Annotated in this window: 7 protein-coding genes and 4 pseudogenes; 6 read left to right on the forward strand and 5 right to left on the reverse strand. The window is 70.3% G+C overall.

Features of this window, described 5'->3' with window-relative positions:
* Window positions 1-50: 50 nt before the first annotated feature.
* A complete protein-coding gene (locus OJJOAM_RS17630; RefSeq protein WP_422650573.1) occupies window positions 51-1,493 on the reverse strand; it encodes a sigma-54-dependent transcriptional regulator in 1,443 nt (480 codons plus the stop codon).
* Window positions 1,494-1,875: 382 nt separating this feature from the next.
* On the opposite strand from OJJOAM_RS17630, the pseudogene OJJOAM_RS17635 reads away from it, so the two are divergent.
* Window positions 1,876-2,923: pseudogene (locus tag OJJOAM_RS17635) on the forward strand (sigma-54 interaction domain-containing protein).
* Here the strand turns inward: OJJOAM_RS17635 and OJJOAM_RS17640 are convergent.
* The 3 genes and pseudogenes from OJJOAM_RS17640 to OJJOAM_RS17650 all read right to left on the reverse strand — a co-directional run bounded on the left by OJJOAM_RS17640 (window position 2,908) and on the right by OJJOAM_RS17650 (window position 6,181).
* Window positions 2,908-3,069 (reverse strand): hypothetical protein, encoded by a 162-nt coding sequence (locus OJJOAM_RS17640; protein ID WP_422651093.1) that lies wholly within the window; start codon window positions 3,067-3,069, stop codon window positions 2,908-2,910. The pseudogene OJJOAM_RS17635 and the gene OJJOAM_RS17640 sit on opposite strands and share 16 nt — an antisense overlap.
* A 278-nt stretch (window positions 3,070-3,347) precedes the next feature.
* A pseudogene (locus tag OJJOAM_RS17645) lies at window positions 3,348-3,680 on the reverse strand (endonuclease/exonuclease/phosphatase family protein); the annotation flags it as partial.
* 96 nt (window positions 3,681-3,776) lie between these two features.
* Window positions 3,777-6,181: pseudogene (locus OJJOAM_RS17650) on the reverse strand (VTT domain-containing protein).
* Between the two features lie 235 nt (window positions 6,182-6,416).
* On the opposite strand from OJJOAM_RS17650, the pseudogene OJJOAM_RS17655 reads away from it, so the two are divergent.
* Window positions 6,417-7,194: pseudogene (locus OJJOAM_RS17655) on the forward strand (dienelactone hydrolase family protein).
* A gap of 20 nt (window positions 7,195-7,214) precedes the next feature.
* On the opposite strand, the gene OJJOAM_RS17660 reads toward OJJOAM_RS17655, so the two are convergent.
* The gene (locus OJJOAM_RS17660; RefSeq protein ID WP_422650574.1) at window positions 7,215-7,667 is read right to left on the reverse strand and encodes a MarR family winged helix-turn-helix transcriptional regulator; all 453 of its coding nucleotides are present in this window, start codon (window positions 7,665-7,667) and stop codon (window positions 7,215-7,217) included.
* 204 nt (window positions 7,668-7,871) lie between these two features.
* Between OJJOAM_RS17660 and OJJOAM_RS17665 the strand changes: the two genes are divergently transcribed.
* From OJJOAM_RS17665 to OJJOAM_RS17680, 4 genes are all read left to right on the forward strand, one after another.
* Entirely contained in the window at window positions 7,872-8,441 is a 570-nt protein-coding gene (locus tag OJJOAM_RS17665) for a YggT family protein (protein WP_149320178.1), read from the forward strand.
* A gap of 251 nt (window positions 8,442-8,692) precedes the next feature.
* Window positions 8,693-8,971: a hypothetical protein gene (locus tag OJJOAM_RS17670; protein ID WP_149320177.1), complete on the forward strand. Its 279-nt coding sequence runs from the start codon at window positions 8,693-8,695 to the stop codon at window positions 8,969-8,971.
* A 293-nt stretch (window positions 8,972-9,264) separates the two neighbouring features.
* Entirely contained in the window at window positions 9,265-10,857 is a 1,593-nt protein-coding gene (locus OJJOAM_RS17675; protein WP_422650575.1) for an MFS transporter, read from the forward strand.
* Window positions 10,858-11,119: 262 nt separating this feature from the next.
* Window positions 11,120-11,983 (forward strand): IclR family transcriptional regulator, encoded by an 864-nt coding sequence (locus OJJOAM_RS17680; protein WP_422650576.1) that lies wholly within the window; start codon window positions 11,120-11,122, stop codon window positions 11,981-11,983.
* Window positions 11,984-12,053 lie beyond the last annotated feature (70 nt).

Genomic DNA, 12,053 nt, shown 5'->3' on the forward strand with positions numbered 1-12,053 from the left:
CTTCGGCAGTAGGGGCGGGAAGGACAGGCGGCAGGGGCTCTCGTGTAACTTCAACTGGTGGCCGGGGGCCGATCGTGCGCGCCGCTGTTGGCGCCGCTGCCGGTTCCATTGCTGGCGCCATTGCCGGAGGTCTTGAACGACTCCGGCAGCTTGCCGCCGGCCGCATATTCCTCGAGCCGGTTGTACAGGGTCTTCAGGCTGATGCCGAGGATTTCCGCGGCATGTTTCTTGACGCCGGCGCACTGCTCCAGCGTGGCGAAGATCAGTTCGCGATCGGCATCGGCCAGCGACATGCCGACCGGCACCGTGACGATCGCGGTGGCCGGCACCTGCGAGGCCGCGGCCTGCAGCGGCACCGGCGATTCGGCGATGACATCGTCCTCCGCCATGATGAAGGCGCGCTGCACGAAGTTGCGCAACTCGCGCACATTGCCCGGCCACGAATGCAGCCGCAGATTGGCCAGCACCTCGGGGCCGAAGCGGCGCTGCGTGCCGTGCTCGGCGTTGAGCTGATCGAGGAAGGCGCCGGCCAGCTGCGCGACGTCGTCGCCGCGGGTGCGCAGCGGCGGCAGTTCGATCGGGAACACGTTGAGGCGGTGATACAGGTCCGCACGCAGCTTGCCCTCGGCAACCGCCTCCTCCGGATTGCGGTTGGTCGCCGCGACCACGCGCACGTCGGCGCGCAGCTCGCGGTTGGTGCCCACGCGCATGAAGGTGCCGGCCTCGAGCACGCGCAGCAGCTTGACCTGCAGCTCGATCGGCATCTCGGTGATTTCGTCGAGGAACAGCGTGCCGCCGGCCGCGCGCTCGAAATAGCCCTTGTGCTGGCGCTCGGCGCCGGTGAAGCTGCCGCGCTCGTGGCCGAACATCTCCGACTCGATCAGGTTCGGCGAGATCGCGCCGCAGTTGACGGCGAGGAAAGGCTGGCGCCGGCGCGGCGACAGTTCGTGCACGGTCTGCGCGGCGAGCTCCTTGCCGGTGCCGCTCTCGCCGACCAGCAGCACGGTGGCCTCGGTGGGCGCGACCTTGCTGATCTGGTCATAGACCGCCTGCATCGCCTCCGAACTGCCCAGCAGCCGGCCGAAGCGCCCGTAACGGCGCAGTTCGCCGCGCAGCGAGCGCACCTCGGCCTTCAGGTCCCCGGTGGTGGCGATGCGCTTGAGCACCGTCTGCAGGCGCGCGACATTGATCGGCTTGACCAGATAGTCGGTGGCGCCCAGGCGCAGCGCCTCGACTGCGCTCTCGACGCTGGCGTAGCCGGTCATCAGGATGATGTCGACGCCGGCCGAGCCGACTTCGTTGAACAGATCCTTGCCGTCGCCGTCGGGCAGCTTCAGGTCGGCCAGCACCGCATCGGGCATCTGCCAGCCGATCTGCAGGCACGCTTCGCGCAGGTCGCCCGCGGTGGCCGCGGTGAAGCCCTCGGCCGCGGCGATCTCGGCCAGCGCTGCACAGGTGTTCTCGTCGTCGTCGACGATCAGGATGTGAGGCATAGGCTTGACTGATGCCGGCCGCTGAAACCCTTGACCGGAATGGTGGAAATGAGACAGGCGCCGTGGCGGTTGCCGCCGCGGCGGGCGTTGCTGCCCTGAATAGACCCCATTCTATGCAAGCGGCAAGCCCAGCCATACCGGTGTTAGTCTGACATCGTCCGCCGTCGGGCCCCCTTCAGCCGCCGGCCGCGCCAGACCGGCTTGTCGGACAAACGGCAATGGTGGCCGGCGCGATCGCAGGCTAGCATGGCGTTACGCGAGCCGCGATGCGGCGCTCGCGAAGAGCGTGGACGCACTGCCAGCACCCGTCCACCGTCCGCCGGCCGCCCGTCTTGACTTTCATCTCTACCGTCGTCTCTATTTCCGCTCCGCCTTTCGCTACATGTCGACCAGCACCTCGAACGATCTGCCGGACACGACGCGCTCCCGCCATCGGGAACCCGCGCGGGACCACCCACGCGAGGATGGCGGCCACGGGCCCGCGCGCGACGACTTTGCGCTGCTATGGCGCAGCACCTCGCCGGCGATGCGCCGGCTGCTCGAACAGATTCCCCCGCGTCGCGGCCACCGACGTGCCGATGCTGGCCGTCGGCGAAAGCGGCACCGGCAAGGAGCTGGTGGCCCGCGCGATACATGAGCGCAGCAACCGGCGCGGCAAGCCGTTCGTGGCCGTCAATTGCGGCGCGATCGCCCCGACGCTGATCGAATCGGAACTGTTCGGCCACGAAAAGGGCGGATTCACCGGCGCGATGCAGCAGAAGGCCGGCTATTTCGAGCAGGCGCACGGCGGCACGCTGTTCCTCGACGAGGTCACCGAAATGGCGCCCGACATGCAGATCAAGCTGCTGCGGGTGCTGGAGACGCGCACCTTCCATCGCGTCGGCGGCGACGCCCAGGTGGTCTGCGACGTGCGCATCGTCTCGGCGACCAACCGCGATCCGCTGGAGGCCGTGCGCAGCGGCGTGCTGCGCGAGGACCTGCTGTACCGGCTCGCCGTGGTGCCGCTGCATATCCCGCCGCTGCGCGAGCGGCGCGAGGACATCGTTCCGCTGGCCAAGCACTTCCTGGCCGAACTGAACGCCGCCGAAGGCGCCGACAAGGTGTTCTCGGCCAGCGCGCTGGAGCGCCTGTGCCAGTACGGCTGGCCGGGCAATGTGCGCGAGCTGCGCAACACGGTCTATCGCGCCTTCATCCTGGCCGACCGCGTGATCGAACTGCCGAACCCGAACATCGCCTCCCAGCCGCCGCTGCCCACCGCCGCCGACGGCGTGCTGAACGTACGGATCGGCACCACGCTGGCCGATGCGCAGCGCGGCCTGATCCTCGCCACGCTGGCCCGCTTCGACGGCGACAAGCGCCGCGCCGCGCAGGCGCTCGGCATCAGCCTGAAGACCCTGTACAACCGCCTGGACGCCTACCGCGACGGCTGATCGGCCTGCCTGGCCAGATCGGCTTCCTCGTCCGCCACCGCCGCGGATGACGTGGCCGCCGGCACGGCCGGCCGCGCATGCAGCCGCGCCAGCAGCGGCAGATGGTCCGAGGCGATCCGCGCCAGCGGGCTGCGGTGGCTCGACACCGAGGCCAGCACCGAGCGGGGGACAGCACCACAGCCGATCGAGCGCCAGCACCGGCATCCGCGACGGGAAGGTGGGCACGTGCGGCGCCCCGTCGAAGTACGCATGCAGCCAGCGCAGCGGCCGGCCCCACAGGAACCATTCGTTGACGTCGCCCAGCAGCACGGTGGGCACGCCGGGCTGTTCGGCCAGCGACGTCAGCAGCCGGCGCACCTGCATGCGGCGCTCGCCCGGCCACAGCCCCAGATGGGTGGCGATCACCCGCAGCGGGGGCGGCATGCACGCCATCGGGACAGCTCAGCGTCGCGTCGATCGCGCCGCGCGGTTCGTGGCGGCCCACGCTCAGGTCGATCTGGCGGACCCGGCTCGGCGGAAAGCGCGTCAGCAGCGCGTTGCCATATTCGCCGTCATGCCGGGTCAGCGTCGGCCCGGGAATCGCGTGATAGCCGGTCTCGTCGCGCAGATAGGCCAGCATGTCGAAGCCGGTGCTGCGCGATTCGACTTCCTGCAGCGCGACGATGTCCGCCTGCAGTTCCGACAGCACGCCGGCGATCCGCTTCGGCAGGAAGCGCCCGTCCACGCCGATACCGCCGTGGATGTTGTAGCTGGCCACCAGGAACTGCGCCGGCGCCGCGGCGGCGGCGGCTTCCCCTCGGTGTGCGCGGGACCGGTTCCGCGAGGTCGCCGGCCCGGAATGGATAGATCCGACTCATGCATGCCCTCCATGGCGGGGTTCGCCGATGGCGGCGCGATGCACCGCCTGGGTGGTCTGCGCGGGCTGCATCGCCTGCGCGACCTGGGCCTCCCTGGCGGCCTGGGCCGCCTCCGCCGCCTGCGCCGCCTGGGCGGCATCCGCGCGCCGGCGCCGGCGCAGCAGCCACAGCACGCTCAGCGGGATCAGCAGCACCAGCAGCAGCAGCGCCACCGTCAGCGGGTTCGGATTGCGCGCCACCGCGGCGATGCGGTCGACCAGCGAGGCGGAGATCACGATGCCCGGCGTCATGCCGATCAGCGTGCCGAGCAGGCAATCGCGAAAGCGGATGCGCGAGGCCCCCACCACCAGATTGACCAGCGTGAACGGCGCGACCGGCACCAGCCGCAGCACCACCATCGCCAGCAATCCGTGCTGGCCGACCTGCTGGCTCAGCGCGTTCAAGCGCTTGCCGCCATAGCGCCGTACCGCGTCACGGCCGACGAAGCGGCCGATGCCATAGCCGGTGGCGGCGCTGAGCACCACGCCGCCGAGCGCGCACAGCGCGCCCTTGACGGGGCCGAACACGATCACCGTGACCACGATCAACAGCGTCACCGGCACCATCACCAGCCCCGCGGCCACATAGGCGCCGAGCATCGCCAGCGGCGCCATCGGCATGTCGCGGATCCGCTCGACCACGTCTAGCACGCGGCGGAAGTCCGCCCATTCGCGCAGCGGGGTATAGCGCCACGCAAATGCCAGGCCTGCCAGCACCACCAGCAGCAGGATCGCCATGCCCAGGCGGCCGATCACGCGCGGACGCGCCTCGTGCGTCAGGAATTCATCGACCAGGCCGTCCGGATCGATCGGCTCGATCGGGTCGAGCAGGCGCTCGTCGGGCACCACCGCGTCCACCTCGGGCACCAGCGGCGGATCGAAGGCCTGCAAGGTCCGCTGGCCGGGCCGATGGCAGCGGGCGATGGTGTCGTGCAGCGGCTCGCCGCGCGCATGGGCGGCGGCCAGTTCGCCGGCATCGCAGGCCAGGTGCTCGGCCACCAGCCGCGCGCGCATCGCGCGGATCGCGGCGGCGATGCGGGCGTCCCCCGCCGGCCTCGATCACCAGATTGCATTCGGTGTCGAGCCCCATCGAGCGATTGTTCAGGTTGGCCGAGCCGATCGTCAGCAAGGTGTCGTCGACCACCATGACCTTGCTGTGCACATTGATGCCGGGCAGCGGTTCGCCATCGGGGCCCGGCTCGCCCTCGCCCGGCAGATGGGGGTAATAGAGCCGATAGCGATGGTCCGCATCGACGCTGCGCAGCTTGCGGTGCGCGCGGGCGCGCAGCACGCCCATGCTGTGCTCCTCCAGCCAGCCGCTTTCGCTGCGGCGCGAGACCAGCACCACCTCGGGGCCGCCGGGTTCGGCCAGCCGCGCGGCCAGCGCGTCGGCCAGCACGCCGGAGCTGAAATACTGGTTCTCGAGATACAGGGTCCGCCTCGCGGCAGCGATCGCGTCCAGATGCAGGGCGCGGATTTCGCCGACGCCGGGCTCGCCGGCGAAGGCGGGGGCGGTGCGGGCGATCGCCACCGGCACATCGGTCAGCAGCGGGGCGACGCCGTCGGGCCACAGCCGCCGGCCGCGGCCTTCGGCCGGATCGGCCGCGCGCGGCTCGCGCCGGGTGCCCCGGCGCCAGCGCTCGGACGCCATTTCGCCAAGCGCGCGGGCCACGTCGCCCTCGACCACCGCCTGCACGTCGTGGAACGGGCCATAGGGCTTGCCGTCGGGATCGACCCGCCGGGGGGTCCTGCAGCGCATGCGAGGGCGTGTCCCAGCGGCAGCGCGTCAGGTCCAGTCCGCCGACGAAGGCCAGGCTGTGGTCGATCACCACGACCTTCTGATGATGCGAGGCGCCCACCGGATGGCGGGCGTCGAGCCGGAACGACAGCCGGCGATGGGTCTGCCAGTCGAGCTTGACCGCCGGCAGCCACTCGCGCTCCATCGCGTAGACCATCGCGAAATCCCAGCTCAGCACGTAGACGCGCAGCCGGCGGCGGCGCCGCACCAGCGCATCGAGGAAATCGCGCAGCCCGCGCGGAAAGCCGTCGTCGGCGCCGCCGGGCACCAGCTCGAAGCGGCTGTCGATATCCCAGCCGAGGATGAAGACGGTGTGTTCCGCCTGGATCAGCGCCGAGCGCAGCGCGCGGAAGTACTCCTCGCCATCGACCAGCATGGAGAAGCGCGATGCGCGTTCGATGCGCCAGCAATTGCGGCCGGGCTGCAGCAGCGCAGGTTGGTGCAGCCCTGCGGCGGGTGCCGGCGCACGGTTTCCCGCGGCGGCACGCGGGGCGCCATCGCGGCGCTCCGTCTGCGCTACGCCGGCTGCAAGCTGCCGGTTTTCAGGCGCGTCTTCAGCGGTCATCGACATCCCTGCGGAAACGAAGGAGGCGCAGCGGGACCAGGATGTCCCGCGGACCTCCGCCAGCAGTATGGCAAGCCCCGCACGGAACCGCCGTCCGCCGCCGGCCCCGGCGCTTGTCGGAATCCGCCTACATGGGCGGCCGCGCAACGTCCGCGCGGCGCGCAGCCGGGCTTGCGCGCTTGGCAAGCGCGCGCGGCTTGCCTTACCCTGTCCGCCCACCGATGGAGGAATACCCATGGCCGCTAACCAATCTGCCACCGGCGCCGCAGCCGGCCCCGCCACCGGCGCCGCAGTCGACGCGCTCCGGCGCTGGATCCGCGTCGGCACCGGCGCCCACGCCTTCGATGCCTACCTGAGCCTGCCACCCGGCGGCACGCGTCCCGGCACGCCGGGCATCGTGCTGATCCAGGAGATCTTCGGCGTCAACGAACACATCCGCGCGGTGGCCGACCAGTACGCGCTGGACGGCTATGTGGTGATGGCGCCCGACCTGTTCTGGCGCGAGGCGCCGCGGGTCGAGCTCGGCTATGCCGGCGCCGACATGGAGCGCGCGCTGGCGCTGCGCCAGGCCACCGATCCGAACCTCGCGCTCGACGATATCGCGCTGACCGCACCAGGCGCTGCGCGCGCAGGTCGGGCCGGACGGCAAGATCGCCGCGGTCGGCTACTGCTTTGGCGGGCTGCTGGCGTACCTGAGCGCGGCGCGCGGGCTGGTCGATGCGGCGGTGCCCTACTACGGCGGCGGCATCCAGCGCGCGCTGGACCAGGCCAGCGCGGTGCGCGTACCGATCCAGTTCCACTATGGCGAGCGCGATGCCCATATCCCGCCCGAGGCGGTCGAACAGGTCCGCGCCGCGATGGCCGGCAACCCGCGCGCCGAGATCCACGTGTATCCGGGCGCGGACCACGGCTTCAACTGCTGGGCACGTGGCTCGTATCACCAGCCGTCGGCAGTGCTGGCCCATGGCCGCGCGCTGACCTTCCTCGCGCAGGCGCTGGCGCAGCCGGCCTGAAAAACCCTGAAACGCCGGCCCTAGACGCGCGACGCGCCGTCGTCGTTGAAGGCGGTCAGGCGCGAGATGCGGAAGGTGTGGCGCAGCGATTCGAGCTCGCTCCGGTGCAGCAGCGCCAGCCGGTTCAGGCAACGCTCGCCCTTGGGCTGCAGATGGACCTGGACCACGCGGCGGTCGGCCGTATTGGTCCTGCGCTTGACCAGCCCGGCCGCCTCGCAGCGATTGACCAGCGCGACCACGCCGTGCTGCTTGGCCTGCAGCCGCTCGGCCAGTTCGCCGATCGAGGCCCAGTCGCGCCCGGGGAAGCCGCGGATATGCAGCAGCAACAGATACTGCTGCACGGTCAGGCCCTCCTCGCGCACGGCGTCTTCGGAGAACCGCATGAAGCGCCGCAGCTGGTAGCGGAAGTCGGACAACGCCTCGAAGTCCTGCTTGGCAAGCTCGGTGGCGCTCGGTGAACGGGGCTGGGTCATGGCGTGCGATGGCGCGGCCGGCGTGGCAGCGCGGCCGCAATCTGGAGTCGGCCGTCATTATAGGTGCGCGGCAAGGCGGTCAGGCATCGTGCGGCGCACCGGTATGCGTCTGCGGCCGAGGCCACCGTTGCGCTACGCGGGGCATCCTGGGTATGGCAGAATCTGTGCGTCCGCAGACACCTGCGTCACGACCACGGAAATCCGATGCTCTCGCAAATCGCCATCTTTCTGCTCGACACCGTTTTCACGCTCTTCGGCATGGCGCTGCTGCTGCGGCTGTGGATGCAACTGACGCGCTTGCCGGCGCGCAATCCGATCTCGCACGCGGTATTCCAGGTCACCGACTGGCTGGTGCGGCCGCTGCGGCGAATCATCCCGGGTGTGGGCGGCATCGACTGGGCCACCGTGGTCGCGGCCTGGCTGACCGCCGTGGTGTTCCTGCTCGCGGTGATCGGGCTGACCGCCGGCAACCCGCTCGGCCTGCTGCCCGCCGTGCTCGGCATCGCGGTGCTCAACGTGCTCAAGTGGGGCATCAGCCTGGTGATGTGGGTCACGCTGCTGATGGCGATTCTGTCCTGGGTCAACCCGCACTCGCCGATCACCCCGGTGATCCAGCAGCTGACCGATCCGCTGCTCGATCCGATCCGCCGCGTGATCCCGCGCCTGGGCGGCTTCGATATCTCGCCGCTGGTGCTGTTCATCCTCGCGCAGGTGCTGCTGATGGTGATCGCCGGGCTGAGCGTCAATCTGTTCGGCCTGCGGCATCTGCTTTGAGCCAGGATCTCCGGCGCTGCCGGACCCGGTGTAGCCCTGCCAGTGGGTCTCTGCTGGCGCTTCCTTGCCGGCGGTTCCCTGTCGGCGGTGCCCTACCGATGGTTCCCTGCCGATGGTTCGCTGCCATTGTCCGCCTGCCTGAACAGTGTGTTGCTGCCGGCCCTCTTTTTCCACGCAAACGACGGGCGTAGATTCGGGCGGTGTGGTCGGCTGATGCCGGCCACGCGGCTTTGATCAAAGGAAAAAGAACCATGAAGACTCTTGCACAACCCCGTCGCCTGGCCTTCGCGCTGCTCTGCGCCGCCGGCCTGTCCCTGTCCGCCACCGCGCTGCACGCCACCACGCTCGATCGCGACGTGCTGCGCCTCGAAGGCGCCTCGATGCATGTCGGCAAGGCCGACCCGTACAGCGACGGCGCCCGCACGGTGGACGCCTACACCGATGGCGCCCGCAGCGTCGACGCGTACACGGACGGCGCCCGCGCCGACCACGTGTCGGACGGCCGCGACCGCTTCGGCCAGGGCGCCTGACGCCTCCGCACGCCAGCGCGCGCCTTCGGGCGTGCCAGCGAAAACCGGCCCACGGGCCGGTTTTTCATGGGCGCGGGCGTTGGACGCAGATGCCGGGAGGCCCGCGTTGTCCGCTCGTTTCGCGCGCGTTCCCTGCGCTCGCTGCGCTCATGCGCGCTCCTACGCGTTCCCTGCGGGCTCCCCGCACATTCCCCACGCGTTCCGTCCGGCCCCACACGATTGTTCCGGCAGCCGGACGAAGTTTCCAGCCCACGCGGTTTTTCCCGCACGCGCGCGCCGCTAAGCTGGCGCCCATGCCCCACCAACCGCTGCCGGCCGGCCATCCCGCGCCCAATCCTGGCCCGAACCCCGCGCCGAACCCCGCTTCCCCGCCACCTTCGCTGCGCCTCGCCTCGCACCCCGAGATGGGTCCGCTGCGCCTGTCGGCGTTTGGCCTGACGCTGGGGCTGGTCACCGGGCTGGACTTCTCGTCGACGCTGATGATGGCGGTGGCGAGCCAGCACATCCAGGGCGGCGTCAACGCGACGCCCAGCGACTACCTGTACGCGGTCAGCGCCTATGCCGCCGCCGCGGTGCTGATGAACATGCTGCTCGACCAGGTCGCGCGGCGCATCACCTACAAGCGCTTTACGATGGCGTCGCTGGTGGTGTTCGTGCTCGGTGCGATCCTGTGCGCGGAGGCCGGCTCGCCCACGGGCCTGATCGTCGGCAAGACCGTCGAGGGCCTGGGTGCCGGGGGCCTGTTCGCGGCCTCGCGCATCCTGGTGCAGCTGCTGACGGCGCCGGCCGAGCGCGCCCCGCTGCTGCTGCGCTTCGGCCTGGGTTCGTTCGGGCTGCTGGCGGTGACGCCCTGGCTGACCGGCATCTTCCTTGACGAGATCGGCTGGCGCGCGGTCTTCCTGTTCCAGGCCGTGATCGCGCTGCCGGTGCTGGCGCTGGTGGCGCTGACCTACCCGCGCCGTGGTCCGCGCGACCCGCATCCGCCGGTATCGACGCTGGACTGGCCCGCCGCGCTCAGCGCCGCGGCCGGCGCGCTGGTGCTGCTGCACACGCTGCAGGAGATGCGCTACACGCGCTTCTTCAGCACGCCCCACATGCCGCTGATGGCCGCGGCCGGGCTGGCGCTGCTGCTGTTCTGCGCCTGGCGGCTGCACCGGCACCAGGACCCGTGGATCGACCCGTCGCGGCTGCTCGGCCGGCGCTACCTGTACGGCCTGGGCTTCTACACGCTGTACTACCTGCTGTCGGCGATCTGGGCCTATCTGCTGCCGACGCTGACGCAGAGCGGGCTGGGCCTGACCTTTCGCACCACCAGCATGCTGCTGTCGGTCAGCGGCACCGTGTCGGCGATCGGCGCGGTGGTGCTGACCCTGTGCATGGCGATGGTGTTCCGCAAGCGGCGGGTGATCGCGGCCGGCCTGGTGGTCTACGCCTGCGCCGCGATGCTGCTGTCGCAGCGGCTGATGCCGGGCGCGCCCGACTACGCGCTGGTGCCGGTGGTGCTGCTGGAAGGGCTGACGCCGGTGCTGCTGATGATCCAGGTCGCCTCGATGACCTACCTCGATCTGCCGGTCGAGGACTTCGCCCACGCCTACCAGTTCAAGAACGTCTGCAAGCAGATCGCCTCGGCGACGGGCACCGGGCTGGCCAGCATGTGGATGCAGGAAGGCGCGGCCACGCACCGCACCCATCTGGTCGAACACGTGACGCGCTTCGAGCCCGCCCTGCAGCAGGGTGGCGGGCTGTCGGCCTTCGATCTGGCGCGGATCTCGCAGGAGGTGGACCGCCAGGCCACCTTGCTGGCCGGCATGGATCTGCTGCACGGCTTCGCGCTGGTCTGCGTGCTGATCGCGGCGTTCGTGCTGGTGCAGAAGAGCTTTCGCTGAGGAGTCTCGTGCGGGCTGGCGGGCCTCGGGATGCCCGGTCGCCGGGTCGCCGAGTCGCCGAGTCGCCGGGTCTCCCGGTCTCCCGGTCTCCCGGTCTCCCGGTCTCCCGGTCTCCCGGTCTCCGGGTCTCCGGGTTCGCAGCCAAGCGGTGCCCGTCCACGCGTCGTCGCGCAACGCGGCATGCCCCTCTGGCGGTTTGCGGCCTTTTCCACTACTCTTTCGGCCTTTCCGTGCGCATTCGGCATCCAGCCGGGATACCTCGATGGCCAGCCACGCCCCGAACGATTCCAAGGATTCCCAGCCGTCCGCCGCCGAAGCGGCGGGCAACGTCGCCAACACCGGCAGCAGCGGCACCGCCGAGAAGCCCAGCGACAGCTACGTCCAGTCCTTCGCACGCGGGCTGTCGGTGATCCGCGCCTTCAATGCGCAGCGTCCCGCCCAGACCTTGACCGAAATCGCGCAGGCCAGCGGCCTGACGCGTGCCGGCGCGCGGCGCATCCTGCTGACGCTGGTCGGATTGGGCTACGTCGAGGCCGACGGCCGGCTGTTCCGGCTGACGCCGAAGATCCTCGACCTCGGCTTCGCCTATCTGACCTCGATGCCGTTCTGGAACCTGGCCGAGCCAATCATGGAGGCGCTGTCGCAGCAGGTGCACGAGAGCTGCTCGGTGTCGGTGCTGGACGGAACCGAGATCGTCTACGTGCTACGCGTGCCCGCGCGCAAGATCATGACGATCAATCTGTCGATCGGCAGCCGGCTGCCCGCCTATTGCTCGTCGATGGGCCGCGTGCTGCTGGCCGGACTGTCCGACGCGGAGCTCGACCGCGTGCTGCGTGCCAGCGATCTGCGCAAGCGCACGCAGCGCACAGTCACCGATATCGACGAACTGAAGGCGATCATCGCGCGCATCCGCGAACAGGGATGGGCGCAGAACGATCAGGAGCTGGAGGAAGGACTGGTGTCGCTGTCGGCGCCGATCCGCAATCGGGCCGGCCAGGTCATTGCCGCGATGAACATCAGCGGCCAGGCCAACCGCACCAGCGCCGAGGAAATGGTGCGCCGTTTCCTGCCGCCGCTGCTGGAAGCGTCCGAGAAGATCACCAATCTCGTCAGCCTGCGCACCTGAGGGCTGCGCACCTGGGGGCTGTGCATCCGAGTGCTGCGAATCCGAGGGCCGCGCACCCGAGGGCCGCGCA

This window comes from Cupriavidus sp. H18C1 (assembly GCF_049311595.1).
Classification (GTDB): Bacteria; Pseudomonadota; Gammaproteobacteria; order Burkholderiales; family Burkholderiaceae; genus Cupriavidus; species Cupriavidus cauae.